Origin of the sequence: Ensifer sp. NPDC090286 (assembly GCF_044769565.1) — a bacterium.
In the GTDB taxonomy this organism is placed as follows: domain Bacteria; phylum Pseudomonadota; class Alphaproteobacteria; order Rhizobiales; family Rhizobiaceae; genus Ensifer.
Genome location: NZ_JBIVYF010000001.1, coordinates 1,428,010 through 1,444,624 on the forward strand (window position 1 = coordinate 1,428,010; position 16,615 = coordinate 1,444,624).

A 16,615-nucleotide genomic window follows, 5' to 3' on the forward strand; every position below is an offset into this window, starting at 1 on the left:
TGACCAACTATTCTCGGAACCGCAGCTTTTTGAACCACCGGATGTTCGTCCGTGTTCGTTGAGGCGGCTTATAAACTATTATTCCGATAGAGAAAGAGTTTTCTGAGCATGGGTGCCATGCACTGAGCGCATATGTATGGTAAATGGGCAATTGCTCTCTTACCGCAGCACAACTGCAGCTTTGCACCAACCGGGAATCCGGCCGCCATCGCAGGATATCGCCTCTTTCCTCCAAAGGGCCGTTTCCGCTAACATGGCCCATCTTTTCCCGCGGTTTGCCGCTCAATCTACCGGAATTCCCTCATGTTTCAGTCTTTTGAAGTCACCTCCACGCCGCAGTTCGGCAAGGAGCGCACCGAAGCCCTGCGCGCGTCCTTCGCGGCCCTCGGCATCGACGGTTTTCTCGTGCCGCGCGCCGACGAGTTCCAGGGCGAGTACGTGCCGGCCTCGTCCGAGCGCCTGTCCTGGCTGACCGGCTTCACCGGTTCGGCCGGCGTCGCCCTCATCACGAAACGTGAAGCCGTCGTCTTCGTCGATGGCCGCTACGTCACCCAATTGAAGGAACAGGTCGATGGCGCGATCTTTACCGGTGGCGACCTCATCGGCGAGCCGCCGCATCTCTGGCTCGAAAACCATGGAACCAAGGGCTTCAAGCTCGGCATCGATCCCTGGGTGCACACCGGTGCGGAAGTCCGCCGGCTGGAAAAGGTGCTCGCCACCCTCGGCGGTTCGCTTGTCTTCCTCGATCACAACCCGCTCGACAGGATCTGGACGAACCGTCCGGCCGCCCCGCTCGGCAAGGTGACGATCCAGCCGATCGAGCATGCGGGCACGCTCGCCAAGGACAAGATCGCGACGATCGCAGCCGGCCTTTCCAAGGCGGGCGCCGAAGCCGTCGTGCTGACCGACCCCTCCTCCGTCGCCTGGACCTTCAACATCCGCGGGTCCGACGTACCGCACACGCCGCATCCGCTGGCTCGCGCCATCATCCACGCCGACGGTCGCGCCGAGCTTTTCCTCGACAAGCGCAAGACCGGCATCGAGCAGGAAGCCTATCTCACCCAGATCGCCGAGATCGTCGCACCGTCGACCTTCGACGATCGCCTGGCCGCACTCGGCACTGCCGGCGCGTCTGTCATGATCGATCCGGACCTCGCCTCCTTCGCCATTTCCGAGCTGATCCGCGCCAAGGGCGGCAAGATCGTCGAGGCGGTCGATCCCGCCCGCCTGCCCCGCGCCCAGAAGAACACGGCCGAAATCGAAGGCTCGACCCGCGCCCATCTGCAAGATGGCGCCGCCATGGTCGAGTTCCTCGCCTGGCTCGACGGCCAGCAGCCGGGCACGGTCACCGAGATCGCTGCCACCAACCAATTGGAAGCGGCGCGCACCACTGTCGGCGAACGCATGCAGAACCCGCTGAAGGACATTTCCTTCGACACGATCTCCGGCGCCGGCGCGCATGCGGCGATCATGCACTACCGCGTCAACACCGCCACCGACCAGGCGATCGAGGCGGGCACCATGTTCCTGATCGATTCCGGCGCGCAATACATCAACGGCACCACCGACATCACCCGCACGGTCGCCATCGGCGCAGTACCGGAAGAGCAGAAGCGCTTCTTCACCCTGGTGCTGAAGGGCATGATCGCGATCAGCACGGCGCGTTTCCCCAAGGGCTCGCGCGGCGTCGATCTTGATCCCTTGGCCCGCATCGCGCTCTGGAAGGCGGGCGCCGACTATGCCCACGGCACCGGCCACGGCGTCGGCTCCTATCTCTCGGTGCATGAGGGACCGCAGCGCATCGCCCGTCTTTCGACGCAGGAACTGCTGGCCGGCATGATCCTCTCCAACGAGCCCGGCTACTACCGCCCCGGCGCCTTCGGCATCCGCATCGAAAACCTCATCGTCGTGCAGCCGGCAACGATGGTCGACGGTGGCGACCTGCCGATGCTCGGCTTCGACACGATCACCTACTGCCCGATCGACCGCCGCCTGGTGCTGCCGGCGCTGTTGACCGACGAGGAACTCGCCTGGTTCAACGCCTATCACGCCGAGACCCGCGAAAAGCTGATGCCGCTGCTGGCGAGCGACCAGACCCGCGCCTGGCTGAAGGCCGCAACGGAAGCGCTCTCACGCTGAGTCAGTCGCCGCCCGATACAATAAAAAACGCCGCGCTCCTTGAGCGCGGCGTTTTTGCTTTCCCGATACCGGGCGCTTATTGGCCCTACATCACCAGGTGGCGGATCACCATCACCACGACCCAGCCGATGACAAGCATGCGCAGCGTCGAGAGGTTCAGCCCGAGCGCGATGGCAAAGGCGATGAACATGGCGATCGTGACGTCGAGCCCGCCATAAACGAAGGCCGGCGCCACGAGTGTGGTGAGAACGGCCGCCGGAACGGCGTTCAGCGCCGCCTCCAGCCGCGGCGGGATCTGCTTCATCTGGGTGATCAGGATGTAGCCGCCGACACGCGTCAGGAAGGTCGCAACGGCCGCGGCGACGATCAGATAGATGAGGTTCAGGTGTTGCGGATCCATCGTCATGCCTCCTTCTCGACAGCTGGCGCGGCAGCCTGTCCGCTTGGCGGCAGGATGGCGGCAAGCAAGATGCCGGCAAGTGCGCCGATGCTGACATGCCAGGGCGAGCCGACGAAATGCATGCCGGCGACGGAAGCCAGTCCCGAGACGATGACGATCGGCAGAAACCGGTCCCGCTTGCGGAAGCCCATGACAAGGCCCATGAAATAGACCGGCAGCAGCACATCGAGGCCGATCGCCTTGGGATCGCCGATCATCTGCCCGAAGATCGCGCCGACCAGCGTGTTGATGATCCAGGGAACGTAGATGATCAGCCCGAATCCGAGATACCAGGCAAAGGTGATCGGCAAGCCGCGCTCGCCGCGCTTCTCGGTCTCGGCATATTGCGGGTCGACCAGCAGGAAGAAGGCGAGGAACTTCTGCCCGAAGGTGAAGTGCCGGACATATTTGGCGATCGAGGCCGAATAGAGCACGTGGCGGAAGTTGACGGCAAAGACCGAGAGCACCACCAGCCAGGGCTGGACATGGTTGCCGAAGAGCTCGATGCCGACCATCTGGCTGGCGCCGGCATAGACGGTCGCGCTCATGAACACCGCATCGGCAATGGTAAAGCCGTTATCGACCGCAAGCGCCCCGAACAGCGCGCCAAAGGGCGATGCTGCCAGCATGATGGGAAAGCCGCCGCGGACCCCTTCCCAGAATTCATCTTTTTTCATGGAAACCTCCGCCGGCCGGGGCGATGACGCGCCGCGCGGCCGGTGCCGGACTGATAGGCGCTTGCGCCCCCGGCAACAATTCAAATGCGCTGATACAATGATTGAATTTTATGATGCCTCGGCGAACGAGGCTTGAACAAAAGGCGCACCGATCAAGAAACCGGTACGCTTTATCGCTTGGAACATGCGGCCGGCGCGGGGCAACTGCCGCCTACTTCTTGACCTGGAACGTATGCTCGATACCGGGGAAGCTACGCGCCTTCACCTCGTTTGCATACGCCTCGGCCGCCTTGGAGATGGCCGGTGCCAGTTCGGCGAAATGCTTGACGAAGCGCGGCTTGAAGTCGTTGAAAAGGCCGAGCATGTCGTCGGAAACAAGGATCTGGCCATCGCAGGCCGGCGATGCGCCGATACCGATCGTCGGTGAGCGCAGCTCGGCGGTAATCTCGCGGGCCACCGGTTCCACCGTCCCCTCGATGACGATGCCGAACGCGCCGGCATCGTCGATCGCCTTGGCGTCGCGGCGGATCTTCGCCACTTCCTTGTCGTTGCGGCCGACCGAACGATAGCCGCCTGTGGTGTTGACGAGCTGCGGCATCAGCCCGACATGGCCGAGAACCGGAATGCCGCGGCTGACGAGGAACTCGACCGTCTCGGCCATCTCCGCCCCACCCTCGAGCTTCACCGCGCTGCAGCCGGTTTCCTTCAGGATGCGCGCGGCACTGCGGAACGCCTGCTCCTTCGTCTCCTGGTAGGAGCCGAAGGGCATGTCGACGACGACGCAAGCCTGCTGCGAGCCGCGCATGACCGCCTGGCCGTGGGCGATCATCATTTCCAGCGTCACGCCGACGGTGGTGTCGAGCCCATAGAGCACCATGCCGACGGAATCGCCGACCAGCAGGAAATCCACATGCGGATCGAGCAGCCGGGCGATCGGCGTCGTATAGGCCGTCAGGCTGACGATCGGGCGTTCGCCCTTCAGCGCTTCGATGTTGGCGGGGCTGAGACGACGCTTCTGTGACTGCACGCTCATGTCAGGCAACCTTTGCAAAGGACGCGGATTTCGGGGCGATCACGCGGTTGTCTAGCAGCTTCGTCGTGCCGAAGCGGACGAAGAGAAGCAGCAGCACCGGCCGGTCGCCGATCGTTTCGATCGTCTCCAGCGTCTCGGGATCGCGGACAGCCACGACCTCGGGCTTCGCCAGCGGCTCGCTCGCGAGAAACGCGGTCACGGCCTTTTCGAGTGCCGCGACATCATAGACGCCGGATGCGACGAGACGGGCCGCCTCATCGAGCGCCTTCGGCACGATCGCCGCCGCACGCCGCTCTTCGGCCGTCAGATAGACATTGCGCGACGAGCAGGCGAGCCCGTCGGCCTCGCGCACCGTCGGCACGCCGATGACGGTGACCGGCTGGGCAAGGTCTTCCACCATGCGGCGGATGATCTGCAGCTGCTGGAAATCCTTCTCGCCGAAGTAGGCGCGATCGGGCCCGACGATGTTGAAGAGCTTGGTGACGACCGTGGCGACACCGGCGAAATGGCCGGGGCGCACCGAGCCCTCGAGCTCGCTGCCGAGCGTCGGCACGTCGACGACCGTTTCCATCGGCCGCGGATACATGTCGGCCACACCGGGGGCGAAGAGATAGTCGACGCTGCCCGCTTCGAGCATCGCCTGGTCGCGAGCGAGATCGCGCGGATATTTGGAGAGGTCTTCGTTGGCGCCGAACTGCAGCGGATTGACGAAGATGCTGGCGACGACGATGCCGTTTTCCTCGCGGGCCCGGCGCATCAGCTCCATATGGCCGACATGCAGATAGCCCATGGTCGGCACGAAGCCGACGGTCTTGCCTGCGCGGCGATGTTCTGCAAGCGCTGCACGCAGCTCGGCGATGGTGGTGAAAGTCTTCATCTCCGGACCCTCCAATCCGCGCCGGCGCCCTGCCCTTTGGGGTGCTGGCGCGCTGCCTTCGGAGATGGCCGCGACCTGCTCCACGAAAAGGCATTTGCATAAAATTCGGCTGCAATCCTCTATCTTGTGCAGCGCAAAAAAACAATCGGATTGATGACAGGTTGATGACGCGCGGCCGCGCTTGACTTCCCCCGACAGCCTGTCACGGTTGGCCATCGATGCCACCTGCAACCCACGCTGGAGAGCGAGATGAAACCCTGCCTGCGCCTTCTCGGCCTTCTTGTCCCGACGCTTGCCGTTGCCGCGGCCGCCGAAGCCAAAATCCCGCTCGTCAACGCCACCTGCCCCGGCAAGATCGAGGTCCATGCCGACGAAGGCGGCCCGATCTACATCAATGGCAAGGAAGCCAAGCTGAAAGTGTTCAACGAGAACTACTACGAGGCCAAGGGTGCGGGCGTTACCATCTCGCTCAGCATCAATCCCGACGGCTCGCCGAGCGTGTCCTACACCGGCAAGGGCGGCGCCAACGGCATCTGCACCGTGAAGTGACAATGGCACCAAGCCGCGGCGCGCGCCTTCGCGCGCCCTTTGAGGCTGCACGCAGCCGCTAGCACCGTCGATCCAATAGCAGCTTCGACGCAGGCCCCGCTCCGCTTGAAAACCTGAAGTTGCGCCCCACATCAGCCCGGCTCAAAAAAATCTTTGAGCCGATGTCGGGACCGTCGACCGGCGTTCGTCCTTAGGGCAACTCCAGGAAAAGTGCGACGCGGTTTTCCGTCCGGAGTTGCGTCAATCAAAGAGTTGGATCGCTTCGCGGTTTCGTAAAAAACAACGAAGTGATCAGATCCGTAAAACACAAAATCCATTCCAAGGAGCATTTCATGCGCATGATTTTCGTAAACCTGCCGGTCAAGGATCTGAAGGCCTCGCGCGCATTCTTCGCCGCGCTCGGCTTCACCTTCAACGAGCAGTTCTCCGACGATACGGCCGCTTGCACGGTGATCTCGGACAATATTTTCGTCATGCTTTTGACCGAACCGAAGTTCCGCGACTTCATCACCGGCGAGATCAGCGATGCCCGCAAGGGCACCGAGGTCATCACCGCCCTTTCGGCCGGCAGCCGCGCCGAATGCGACGACATGCTCGCCAAGGCGCTCGCTGCCGGCGCCAAGCCGTGGAAGCCGGCGCTCGACTACGGCTTCATGTACGGCATCTCCTTCCAGGACCTCGACGGCCACGTCTGGGAGTTCATGTGGATGGACCAGGAAGCAGCCCAGCAGCAGGGCTGATGAACTCAAGCATTGCCCGCCGAACCTTGCGCCTGCCGCCAAAAGCGGCGGGCGTTTTTGTGTGATGGAATGGTCGCAGTGCCGGCCAGAGCTTCCGGTCGGCGCTCGATTTGAGAAGAAAGCGGTCGGTAAATCCGATAATTGGGACGGAATACGAAAGGCGAGCGACGCGCAGCTTCGCTTGCAAGCATTGAGAATGAGGAACCCCATGTCCACGAAGGTCGAAGCCAAGCATTGGTCCAAGGTCGAGCTTTTGCACGAGACCGTGCGCAACCCGAACATTCACGTGCGCGGCAGCAACAGCTACTACAGCAACGCCTGGACCGGATCCTTCGAGGAGAGTGTGGTTCGCTACCTCTATGGCGACGACTACAGCCTAAAGGCCTGGGAGCCGCAATGGCCAATCGATCAACTGCGGATCGGCGACTATGTCGCTATCGGCGCCGAGGCGGTGATCCTCATGGGTGGCAACCACACCCATCGCACCGATTGGGTGAGCCTCTATCCCTTCCTCGACGTGATCGGCGAAGCCTATGTCGGCAAGGGCGACACCATCATCGGCGACGGCGCCTGGATCGGCATGCGGGCCATGATCATGCCGGGTGTGACGCTGGGTGAAGGCGCCGTCGTGGCGTCGGGCGCCATCGTCACGAAGGACGTTGCACCCTACACCATCGTTGCGGGGAACCCTGCCCGCCCCGTCCGCCAGCGTTTCCCCGCGGCCGATGTCGAGACGCTGCTTGCGCTCGGCATCTACCGGTGGGAACGATCAAAGTTCGACGCGCTACGCCGTTTCATCTGCGCCGACGATATTGCCGCCCTGAAAGCCGCCTCTGAAGAGTACGACAGCAGGCAGGCGTAACGACGCTCCGCCGATTGCCAACCGGCGGGGATCACCCGCCGATCAGCGCCAGCCATTCGTCCTCGTCCATGGTCTGGACTCCGAGTTCGCGGGCCTTGTCGAGCTTGGAGCCGGCGCCCGGGCCGGCAACGACGATATCGGTCTTCTTCGACACGGATCCGGCCACCTTGGCGCCGAGGCTTTCGGCCTTGGCCTTGGCCTCGTCGCGCGTCATCTTTTCGAGCGAACCGGTGAAGACGACCGTCTTGCCGGCGACTGGGCTGTCGCTCGCGACCGGCGCTTCCGCCGCCTCCGGCGTCACCTCGGACAGCAGCCGGTTGACCACTTCGAGGTTGCGCGGCTCCTTGTAGAACTCGACGATGGCGCGGGCGACGACCTCGCCGATGCCGTCGATGCTGTTGAGTTCGTTCCAGGCGTCGCCCGTAAACGTCGAAGCCTCGCTCATCGCGGTGCCGAAGTGTTCGTAATTGCCGTAGGAGCGCGCCAAGAGTTTTGCCGTCGTCTCGCCCACATGGCGAATGCCGAGCGCGTAGATGAAGCGCTGTAGCGCGATCGAGCGGCGCGTGTTGATGGCGTCGTAAAGCTTGCGCACGCTGACGCGGCCGAAGCCGTCGATGTTTTCGAGCTTCGTGAGTGACGCCTCCTGGCGCTTCTCCAGCGTGAAGATATCGGGCGCCGTGCGGATCGAAAGCGTCGGATCCTCGCTTTCGAAGAAGAACTCGATCTGCTTCGAGCCGAGGCCCTCGATGTCATAGGCGTTGCGCGAGACGAAGTGCTTCAGGTGCTCGACCGCCTGGGCGCGGCAGACGAAGCCGCCGGTGCAGCGGCGCACGGCATCCACCTTGCCGGTCTTCTCGTTGATGTCCCGCACCGCATGGCTGCCGCAGACGGGGCATGTCGTCGGGAAGCGATAGGGCTCGGAGCCTTCCTTGCGCTCGTCCATGACCACATCGACGATCTGCGGAATGACGTCGCCGGCGCGCTGGACGATCACCATGTCGCCGATGCGGATGTCGCGGCCCTCGCGGATCGGCTCGCCCGAATTGCCGAGACCCTTGATGTAATCCTCGTTGTGCAGCGTCGCATTGGTGACGACGACGCCACCGACGGTGATCGGCTCGAGCCGTGCCACCGGCGTCAGCGCGCCGGTGCGGCCCACCTGGATGTCGATCGCCGTCAGTCGGGTAAAGGCTTGCTCGGCCGGGAACTTGTGCGCCGTCGCCCAGCGCGGCGAGCGCGAGCGGAAACCGAGGCGGGCCTGCAGGTCGAGCCGATCGACCTTGTAGACGACGCCGTCGATGTCGTAGTCGAGATCCGGCCGTTCGCGCTCGATATGGTGGTAATGTTCGAGCAGCGCATCGGCCGAGGAGAGCCGCTGCATCAGCGGGTTGACCGGGAAGCCCCAGGACTTGAAGACCTCGACCATGCCCATCTGCGTATCGGCGGGCATGTCCGAGATCTCGCCCCAAGCATAGGCAAAGAAACGCAGCTTGCGGCTCGCCGTCACCTTGGCATCGAGCTGGCGCAGCGACCCGGATGCCGTGTTGCGTGGGTTGACGTAGAGCGGCTTGCCGAGCGCCGCCATTTCGGCATTGAGCGCGGCAAAGTCGGATTTCGCCATGTAGATTTCGCCGCGCACCTCGACGATGTCAGGCGCGCCGGCCGGCAGCGTCTGCGGGATCATGCCGATGGTGCGGATGTTGGCGGTGACGTTTTCCCCCGTCGTGCCGTCGCCGCGGGTTGCGGCCGTCACCAGCCGGCGGTTTTCGTAGCGCAGCGACATCGACAGGCCGTCGATCTTCGGCTCGGCGGTAAAGGCGATCGAATTGTCAGGTAGCTGCCCAAGGAAGCGATAGACCGAGGCGACGAAATCGCGGGCGTCCTCGTCGGAAAACGTGTTGTCGAGCGACAGCATTGGCCGGGCGTGAACGACCGGCTGGAAGGTGACGGACGGCGCCGCGCCCACCTTCCTCGACGGGCTGTCCTCGCGGATCAGCGCCGGAAAACGCGCCTCGATCGCATCGTTGCGCCGCTTCAGCGCGTCATAGTCCGCATCCGAAATCTCAGGCGCATCCTGGCCGTGATAAAGCGCGTCGTGGCGCGCAAGCTCGGCCGCGAGAAAGCCAAGCGCTTCGGCCGCTTCCGCTTCGTTGAGATTCTCGACGGGTTTCAATTCTTGGGACATGCGCGACAACTCCGGATTCGGTACCGTTTTGTAGAGCAACCGCTGGGAAAGAAAAGACCGTCCGGCGCCGTCAACTCACGCGCCCGTGGCATTGGCCCTCCCCGTCGCGATCCCGGCAAGCGGCCGGACATCCAGTTCGCACCAGCGTTCATAGCGCTTCTGATACCGGCAGCGAATGGCCTCCAGATCCTTTTTCTGGACGCCACGCTTGCAGTAGATCCATTTGCCTTTCGCCTGGCCACGCATCACCCGGCTGACCGGCTGCAGGCCGAACATCTTCAGGATCGCGGCCCCGCCCTTGTCCCAGCCGATGCTGTAGATGTCGATGCCATCGGGCGGGAACGTGTGGTGTTCGAGGATCGCCGAGACCGTCGCCCAGACGAGGATGCCGTTCTGCCGGCGACGCTCGGCACGCATGGAATCGAGCAGGAAGCTCAGATTGAGGATGGTCGCGAGATAGACGACCTTTGCCTTTCGCGCCTGCGGATGGGCAAGCAGCCCGCTCGCCAAGAGATTGTCGAAGGCATAGTGGCCCTGCAGGAACAGTTTGAAGTGGTTCTTCTCGAAAGCGTAGTAGTCGATGAAGCCGAAGATGTTTTCGTCGGGATCCTGCAGGCAAATCAGGCTGTAGGGATCGGAATGGAACGCTTTCATATCCTCTTCGGGATCGATCGCGCCGCTGCGAAACACATCCTGTGCCTTGCGGACCACATCATAGGCGACCGCCGTCGGCGCCGGGACGCGGACAAGATAGGAACGGTCCACACGCGCGCAGGGCGCCACAAGCGCCAACGGGGTGGCTTCGTCCGCGTTCGGCGGTTGAGGATCGGCCACCTCCTCCGCCGGCCCGAACTGTGAGCCACGTCGTAGCCTTGCGACAAGAGTTGCTGCAATCCCGGCGATCGCAACACACGCGACCACCCCGAAGCCACCCAGCTCCTGGTTCGCGTCCCTTATGGTCAGGATAAGGCCGGCATAGGCGAGCGCGATGAGCAGGATCAGTTCCGGATGCGCACGCATCTGCGCAAACCGGATCTCCAGTCTATGCTGAAGTTTCTCCCACATGCTCGAAGTGCCCCAACCGCAGAGGAAATAGAACACGGGTGCAGCGGCGCAACAATTCAACCAAAAGGCTTAGGAAGCCCAAGGCCGTGGGTTCGGATGCGCACTCTGAGGACATCGCATTTCAGCCGCCAATGTTTCCACTTGGCGGCAGGATGATCTAGCCGTTGCCGGAAAGCAGGCGAGCGGCTGCCGCCCTCGCCTCTTCGGTGATCGAGGCGCCGGCCAGCATGCGGGCGATTTCCTCGGTGCGCGCCTTGTCGTCCATGCGGGCAACACGGGTGGAAATCATCTCGGCCTTCTCGGCCGAAGGACCCTTGGAGATCAGGAGATGCGTTGCCGCGCGCGCGGCAACCTGCGGCGCATGGGTGACGGAAAGCACCTGCACCGTCGCCGAAAGCCGCTTCAGCCGCTGGCCGATGGCATCGGCCACCGCACCGCCGACGCCGGTGTCGATTTCGTCGAAGACGAGCGTCGGCGCCGAGCCGCGATCGGCAAGCGCCACCTTCAGCGCCAGCAGGAAGCGCGAAAGTTCGCCGCCCGAAGCCACCTTCATGATCGGCCCCGGCCGCGTGCCGGGGTTGGTCTGGACGTGGAACTCGACAAGGTCGATGCCGTCGACCGTCGGCAGCGACGGATCGCTTTGCACTTCGACCATGAAGCGCGCGCGCTCGAGCTTCAGCGCCGGCAGCTCGGCCATGACGGCGTCGGAAAGTGCTGTCGCGGTATGGCGACGCTTTTCGGAGAGCGAGCGCGCCGAAGCGTCGAACGCCACCCGCGCCACGCCGACCTGGGCATCGAGTTGCTTCAGCTTTTCCTCGCCGGCATCGAGATCGGCGAGATCGGAAATCATGCGGACGGCAAGCGCCGGCAGTTCCGTGACCGGAACCGAATATTTGCGGCTGGCGGCGCGAAGCGCGAACAGCCGCTCCTCCACCCGCTCCAATTCCTTCGGATCGAATTCCGTGTTGCGCAGCGCCCGCTCGACCGACATCTGCGCGTCCGAAAGCTGGTTGAGCGCTCCATCGAGCAGCTCGACCGTTTCTTCGAGCAGACCCGGCGCCTCCTGGCTCTTGCGCTCGAGACGGCGCACGAGCGAGGCGATCAGCGGAACCGGCGAAGCGTTGCCGTTCAGGAACTCCGAGGCCTCGTTGATGTCGCCGGCAATGCGCTCGGCCTTCATCATCCGCGCCCGGTTCTCGGCAAGCTCGTCCTCTTCGCCGTCGCGGGGGCTGAGCTTCTCCAGTTCCTCGACCGAGGACCGCAGATAGTCCGCCTCGCGCGCGGCCGCCTCGACCCGCTCGCGGTGTTTCTTCAGGCCGCGCTCGGCATCCTTCCAGGCGCGATAGAGTTCGCTCACATGCGCCGCTTCGTCGGCGGTGCCGCCGAAGGCGTCGAGCAGCGTGCGGTGCGCGTCGATGTCGACGAGCGCGCGGTCATCGTGCTGTCCGTGGATTTCGACGAGCGTCTGGCCGAGCTGGCGCATCAGCTGGACGCTGATCGGCTGGTCGTTGACATAGGCCTTGGTGCGGCCGTCGGCCGACTGGACGCGACGGAAGATCAGGTCGCCGTCGTCGTCGATGCCGTTTTCCCTGAGCATCAGCCGCGCCGAATGCCCCATCGGCACGTCGAAGACCGCCGTCACCTGCCCCTTGTCGGAGCCGTGGCGGACGAGCGAGCCGTCGCCGCGCCCGCCAAGGGCCAGCGACAGACTGTCGAGAAGGATGGACTTGCCGGCCCCGGTTTCACCGGTCAGCACCGAGAGCCCGGCGTCGAAATTGAGATCAAGCCGTTCAATCAGGACGATATCGCGGATCGAAAGCTGGGCAAGCATCCGGGGTCATATCTTCCTAGAGGGCGCTGATAAGATCAGGCGCCGACGAGTTTCTTGGCGGCACGCGAGATCCAGGAGTTGCCGCTTTCACGTGGCTCCAGGCCACCCGACTGCAGCAGCTTGAACGAATCGGAGTACCACTGGCTGTCCGGATAGTTGTGGCCGAGAACGGCGGCAGCGGTCTGCGCCTCCTGGGTCACGCCCATCGCGAAGTAGGCTTCCGTCAGACGGGCCAGCGCCTCTTCCACCTGGTTGGTGTTCGGGTACTGCTCGATGACGACGCGGAAACGCGATACGGCGGCAAGGTATTCCTTGCGCTCGAGATAGTAGCGGCCGACCTGCATTTCCTTGCCGGCCAGCTGGTCGCGGGCAAAGCGGATCTTCGACTTGGCGTCGTCGACATATTCGGAGTCCGGGTAGCGGTCGACGACCGCCTGCATGGCTTCGATCGCCTTGAACGCCGGCTTCTGGTCCTGCGTCACCGCCGGGATCTGCTTGGTATAGGCGAGACCCTGGATGTACTGCGCATAGGCCGCGTCTTCCGACTGCGGATAAAGATTGAGGTAGCGGCCGGTGGCGTTGATCGCCTCCTGGTACTGACCGTTACGATAGGAAACGAAGGCGTTCATGACCAGCGCCTTGCGGGCATATTCCGAGAACGGATGCTGGCGGTCGAGCGCTTCGAACTTGCGCGCCGCCTCCGTCGTCTTGCCGGCATTGAGGTTGGCAAGGCCCTGATTGTAGAGCACTTCCGGCGGATCGGTCTCGGCCGTCAGCTTGGTGATGTCGATATCGGGATCGTTCTGGCAGGCGGTGATCAGGGCGCTGCCGGCAACAGCCGCGACAATGACGGCGGCGACGCGCGCTGACTTCTTCAAATCCACAGAAACTGCAAGAACCATCGGATATTCCCGTTCCACTCTGCGGGCATGGACCCCGCCAGACATGCGCTTTTAGAGCAAGTTACCTTGAGACCGCAACGTCATGATCGGTGATTCATACAAATTTGTGGCAGCTCTATCATGAAAATGCCGGCCTTTCGGCCGGCGACTGGAGGAGATGATGTCTTTTTTTGTTATGCGGACCAGGGCGCGAAGCCCGGAGCTGCCACTGCAACCATATCGCGCGCGCGGGTACGCTGGCGCGGGGTTGCCGTTTCGACGACTTCGTAGGCCGTCGGGTCGCTGAGCAGTGCCTTCAGCGCGTTGGCGTTCATCTTGTGGCCGCCGCGGTAGGAGCGGTAGCAGCCGATGAACGGCGCGCCGGCGAGCGAGAGGTCGCCAACCGCATCGAGCGTCTTGTGGCGCACGAATTCGTCGGTGTAGCGCAGGCCCTCGACGTTGATCACGGCGTTGTCGTCGGAAATGACGACGGAGTTTTCGAGCGAGGAGCCGAGTGCGAAGCCGGCGGCCCAGAGGCGTTCGACATCGCGCATGAAGCCGAAGGTGCGGGCACGCGACAGTTCGCGCTTGAAGACGGACGGCGTCATGTCGCCCTTCCAGGCCTGGCGACCGATCAGCGGGCAATCGAAATCGATCTCGACCTCGAAGCGCATGCCGTCATAGGGCGTGAACTCCGACCAGGAAGCACCCGATTCGATACGCACCGGCTTGACGATGCGGATGTAGCGACGCTTGACCGCAAGGGCGCGAACACCCACCAGCTCGATCGCGTCGATGAAAGGTTCGGAGCTGCCGTCCATGATCGGCATTTCGGCGCCGTGCACTTCGACCGTGAGGTTGTCGAGGCCGAGCGCGTAGATCGCGGCCATGACATGTTCGATCGTGGCGATCGAGGTCGCCGGCGACATGCCGAGAACGGTGCAGAGATCGGTGTTGCCGACCTGCGAGGAAACCGCCTTGTATTCGCTGACCCGGCCGTTGGACAGGACGCGCTGGAAAACGATGCCCGCATCGGCTTCGGCCGGATGGAAGGTGATCGACACTTCCGCACCGGAGTGAACGCCAATTCCCTTGAGCGTTACCGGGCTTGCAATCGTCGTCTGAAACCCGAGCAATTCGATTCCCATTCTCGTCACTTTCAATACCTGTGGCCGATGGCCAAAACCTGCTGGTGGACGCAACAATCTTCAGGGCACAAGAAAGATGCCCGAGAGTCCCGGCTCAACGACCGGTCCTCTGCGTTTCGAACAGACAGCGCTTGATCGAATCGCATGCGTCCCCAATTCCGAGTCTGAAAATAGGAGTTTGGAGGCACCATTCCAAATCACTGTTCGTTTCGCTTTGTTACGCATTTGCGACGGTCCGTAACATGGAATCAAACACCTGAAATGATGAACAAAATGCAAAAATGCCCGGGCAGTTGCCCGGGCATTCGGCAAGGTGAAGGAACGGGCCTTCCAATCAGTTCGATTGACGGCGCAGGAACGCCGGGATCTCGAGCTGATCATCTTCTTGCGGGCGCGCCTGCGGCGAAGCGCGACCGTGATCGTCAAGCTGGCCGCGACGCGGCGCATAGAGGCTCGCTTCCGGCGAGAGCGGGCGGCGCTGCTGGGAAGCAGCGGTCGGTGCGGAAGCCGTCATGTCGGCGGCTGCCGGGGTCTGTTCGCGTTCACGCAGGCCAAGCGAGCTGGTGATGCGGTTGAGCAGGCCCATCGGGCCGCGCTCTTCCGCGATCGGGGCAGCCGGCTGCGCGCGGCGGTCCATCTCGGCCTTTACGACCGGCGGGAAGTCTTCGACCTTCGGCATGCGAACCTGTTCCGGCTGCTGGCGCATGACCGGAGCGACGGGCTCCTGGCGCATGATCGGCTGCGGCTGGGGCTGGACCGGCTGCATCTGCGGCTGCGGCTGGCGCATGACCGGAGCGGCCTCTACCGGTGCAGCACCGGCGAAAAGCTTGCTCTGGGGACGAAAGTTGTCTTCGTGCATCGGCTGCTGGACCGGAGCCTGGGCCTGCACCTGGGCTGCGCGGGTGGCGATGTCGAGCTCGCGTTCCATTTCGGCTTCGCGGATCGCGGCGGCGATCTGGTCGGCGGTAGCCTGCTGCTGCATCGGCTGCTGAACCGGCTGGGCGACCGGCTGCTGCATCACCGGCTGGTGAACCGGGGCCGGCTGGTGCTGGGCAACGACCTGCGGCTGCTGGGCCGGAACCGCGGCAGACGGACGGACGACCGGCTTTGCTGCTACCGGACGAAAGTCGGCGGAACGACCCGCCACCTCCGCGGCCGTACGGTCGATGCCGGTGGCAACGACCGAGACGCGGATGAGGCCTTCGAGGTCTTCGTCGAAAGTCGCACCAAGGATGATGTTGGCATCCGGGTCGACTTCTTCGCGAATACGGGTTGCCGCTTCGTCGAGTTCGAACAGGGTGAGGTCGCGGCCGCCGGTGATCGAGATCAGCAGGCCCTGCGCGCCCTTCATCGAGGTTTCGTCGAGCAGCGGGTTGGCAATCGCGGCTTCGGCTGCAGCCAGTGCGCGGCCTTCGCCCGAAGCTTCGCCGGTGCCCATCATGGCGCGGCCCATTTCACGCATCACCGAGCGGACGTCGGCGAAGTCTAGGTTGATGAGGCCTTCCTTGACCATGAGGTCGGTGATGCAGGCAACGCCCGAATAGAGAACCTGGTCGGCCATCGCAAACGCGTCCGCAAAGGTCGTGCGGTCGTTGGCAATGCGGAAGAGGTTCTGGTTCGGGATGACGATCAGGGTGTCGACCGACTTCTGCAGTTCGGCGATGCCCTGGTCGGCGAGCCGCATGCGGCGCGCGCCTTCGAAATGGAACGGCTTGGTGACGACGCCGACCGTCAGGATGCCCTTGTTGCGGGCGGCCTGTGCGACGATCGGGGCTGCACCGGTACCGGTGCCGCCACCCATGCCGGCGGTGACAAAGCACATGTGGGTGCCGTTGAGGTGGTCGATGATCTCATCGATGCACTCTTCGGCGGCCGCACGGCCGACTTCCGGCTGCGAACCGGCGCCGAGACCTTCGGTGACGGCGACACCCATCTGGATGATGCGCTCGGCCTTGGTCATGGTGAGTGCCTGGGCATCGGTGTTGGCGACGACGAAATCGACGCCCTGGAGGCCTGCGGTGATCATGTTGTTGACGGCGTTGCCGCCACCACCGCCCACACCAAAGACGGTGATGCGCGGCTTCAGCTCCGTGATATCCGGCTTCTGCAAGTTGATAGTCATAGTCCCGTTCCTTCTGTTTTCTGGCCGCCTTGCCGAGCCGGCCAAATCTTTCAGTTTGTCTTCACCG

Annotated in this window: 14 protein-coding genes; 4 read left to right on the top strand and 10 right to left on the bottom strand. The window is 63.5% G+C overall.

The annotated features are described in order from the left end of the window. Nucleotides 1-303: 303 nt before the first annotated feature. Nucleotides 304-2,139, top strand: a complete 1,836-nt coding sequence (locus ACIQUG_RS07185) for an aminopeptidase P family protein (protein ID WP_402319073.1) — start codon at nucleotides 304-306, stop codon at nucleotides 2,137-2,139. Nucleotides 2,140-2,224: 85 nt separating this feature from the next. On the opposite strand, the gene ACIQUG_RS07190 is transcribed toward ACIQUG_RS07185, so the two are convergent. The 4 genes from ACIQUG_RS07190 to panC all read right to left on the bottom strand — a co-directional run bounded on the left by ACIQUG_RS07190 (nucleotide 2,225) and on the right by panC (nucleotide 5,165). Further along, complete coding sequence (locus tag ACIQUG_RS07190) at nucleotides 2,225-2,539, bottom strand: AzlD family protein (protein ID WP_043615991.1); 315 nt, start codon at nucleotides 2,537-2,539, stop codon at nucleotides 2,225-2,227. Between the two features lie 2 nt (nucleotides 2,540-2,541). Next, a complete protein-coding gene (locus ACIQUG_RS07195; RefSeq protein ID WP_043615959.1) occupies nucleotides 2,542-3,255 on the bottom strand; it encodes an AzlC family ABC transporter permease in 714 nt (237 codons plus the stop codon). Nucleotides 3,256-3,466: 211 nt separating this feature from the next. Continuing rightward, nucleotides 3,467-4,288 carry a 3-methyl-2-oxobutanoate hydroxymethyltransferase gene (gene panB / locus ACIQUG_RS07200; protein ID WP_402319077.1) on the bottom strand — a complete coding sequence of 274 codons (822 nt, stop codon included), beginning with the start codon at nucleotides 4,286-4,288 and terminating at the stop codon, nucleotides 3,467-3,469. 1 nt (nucleotide 4,289) lies between these two features. Further along, the gene (panC, locus tag ACIQUG_RS07205; RefSeq protein ID WP_402319080.1) at nucleotides 4,290-5,165 is read right to left on the bottom strand and encodes a pantoate--beta-alanine ligase; all 876 of its coding nucleotides are present in this window, start codon (nucleotides 5,163-5,165) and stop codon (nucleotides 4,290-4,292) included. Nucleotides 5,166-5,414: 249 nt separating this feature from the next. Between panC and ACIQUG_RS07210 the strand changes: the two genes are divergently transcribed. From ACIQUG_RS07210 to ACIQUG_RS07220, 3 genes are all read left to right on the top strand, one after another. After that, entirely contained in the window at nucleotides 5,415-5,714 is a 300-nt protein-coding gene (locus ACIQUG_RS07210) for a hypothetical protein (protein WP_402319083.1), read from the top strand. A gap of 332 nt (nucleotides 5,715-6,046) precedes the next feature. Beyond that, complete coding sequence (locus ACIQUG_RS07215) at nucleotides 6,047-6,454, top strand: VOC family protein (protein ID WP_192446731.1); 408 nt, start codon at nucleotides 6,047-6,049, stop codon at nucleotides 6,452-6,454. 208 nt (nucleotides 6,455-6,662) lie between these two features. Beyond that, entirely contained in the window at nucleotides 6,663-7,316 is a 654-nt protein-coding gene (locus ACIQUG_RS07220) for a CatB-related O-acetyltransferase (protein WP_402319085.1), read from the top strand. 31 nt (nucleotides 7,317-7,347) lie between these two features. Here ACIQUG_RS07220 and ligA read toward each other — a convergent pair whose 3' ends face one another. The 6 genes from ligA to ftsZ form a co-directional block, all read right to left on the bottom strand. Then, nucleotides 7,348-9,501 (bottom strand): NAD-dependent DNA ligase LigA, encoded by a 2,154-nt coding sequence (gene ligA / locus ACIQUG_RS07225; RefSeq protein ID WP_402319088.1) that lies wholly within the window; start codon nucleotides 9,499-9,501, stop codon nucleotides 7,348-7,350. 75 nt (nucleotides 9,502-9,576) lie between these two features. Then, a complete protein-coding gene (locus ACIQUG_RS07230) occupies nucleotides 9,577-10,566 on the bottom strand; it encodes a hypothetical protein (RefSeq protein WP_402319090.1) in 990 nt (329 codons plus the stop codon). Nucleotides 10,567-10,723: 157 nt separating this feature from the next. Continuing rightward, nucleotides 10,724-12,397, bottom strand: a complete 1,674-nt coding sequence (gene recN / locus ACIQUG_RS07235) for a DNA repair protein RecN (RefSeq protein WP_192446735.1) — start codon at nucleotides 12,395-12,397, stop codon at nucleotides 10,724-10,726. Between the two features lie 35 nt (nucleotides 12,398-12,432). Continuing rightward, complete coding sequence (locus ACIQUG_RS07240) at nucleotides 12,433-13,299, bottom strand: outer membrane protein assembly factor BamD (RefSeq protein WP_043615925.1); 867 nt, start codon at nucleotides 13,297-13,299, stop codon at nucleotides 12,433-12,435. Nucleotides 13,300-13,472: 173 nt separating this feature from the next. Continuing rightward, on the bottom strand, nucleotides 13,473-14,426 hold the full coding sequence (gene lpxC, locus ACIQUG_RS07245) for a UDP-3-O-acyl-N-acetylglucosamine deacetylase (RefSeq protein ID WP_192446736.1): 954 nt from the start codon (nucleotides 14,424-14,426) through the stop codon (nucleotides 13,473-13,475). A gap of 334 nt (nucleotides 14,427-14,760) precedes the next feature. Next, nucleotides 14,761-16,548 (bottom strand): cell division protein FtsZ, encoded by a 1,788-nt coding sequence (gene ftsZ / locus ACIQUG_RS07250; RefSeq protein ID WP_402319095.1) that lies wholly within the window; start codon nucleotides 16,546-16,548, stop codon nucleotides 14,761-14,763. Nucleotides 16,549-16,615 lie beyond the last annotated feature (67 nt).

Excerpts from the sequence above, each read along its gene's own strand:
- ACIQUG_RS07190 (WP_043615991.1), bottom strand. The coding sequence starts at position 2,539 with ATGGATCCGCAACACCTGAACCTCATCTATCTGATCGTCGCCGCGGCC.
- ACIQUG_RS07240 (WP_043615925.1), bottom strand. The coding sequence starts at position 13,299 with ATGGTTCTTGCAGTTTCTGTGGATTTGAAGAAGTCAGCGCGCGTCGCC.
- ligA (WP_402319088.1), bottom strand. The coding sequence starts at position 9,501 with ATGTCCCAAGAATTGAAACCCGTCGAGAATCTCAACGAAGCGGAAGCG.
- panC (WP_402319080.1), bottom strand. The coding sequence starts at position 5,165 with ATGAAGACTTTCACCACCATCGCCGAGCTGCGTGCAGCGCTTGCAGAA.
- lpxC (WP_192446736.1), bottom strand. The coding sequence starts at position 14,426 with ATGGGAATCGAATTGCTCGGGTTTCAGACGACGATTGCAAGCCCGGTA.
- ACIQUG_RS07195 (WP_043615959.1), bottom strand. The coding sequence starts at position 3,255 with ATGAAAAAAGATGAATTCTGGGAAGGGGTCCGCGGCGGCTTTCCCATC.
- recN (WP_192446735.1), bottom strand. The coding sequence starts at position 12,397 with ATGCTTGCCCAGCTTTCGATCCGCGATATCGTCCTGATTGAACGGCTT.
- ftsZ (WP_402319095.1), bottom strand. The coding sequence starts at position 16,548 with ATGACTATCAACTTGCAGAAGCCGGATATCACGGAGCTGAAGCCGCGC.
- ACIQUG_RS07230 (WP_402319090.1), bottom strand. The coding sequence starts at position 10,566 with ATGTGGGAGAAACTTCAGCATAGACTGGAGATCCGGTTTGCGCAGATG.
- ACIQUG_RS07185 (WP_402319073.1), top strand. The coding sequence starts at position 304 with ATGTTTCAGTCTTTTGAAGTCACCTCCACGCCGCAGTTCGGCAAGGAG.
- ACIQUG_RS07215 (WP_192446731.1), top strand. The coding sequence starts at position 6,047 with ATGCGCATGATTTTCGTAAACCTGCCGGTCAAGGATCTGAAGGCCTCG.
- panB (WP_402319077.1), bottom strand. The coding sequence starts at position 4,288 with ATGAGCGTGCAGTCACAGAAGCGTCGTCTCAGCCCCGCCAACATCGAA.
- ACIQUG_RS07220 (WP_402319085.1), top strand. The coding sequence starts at position 6,663 with ATGTCCACGAAGGTCGAAGCCAAGCATTGGTCCAAGGTCGAGCTTTTG.
- ACIQUG_RS07210 (WP_402319083.1), top strand. The coding sequence starts at position 5,415 with ATGAAACCCTGCCTGCGCCTTCTCGGCCTTCTTGTCCCGACGCTTGCC.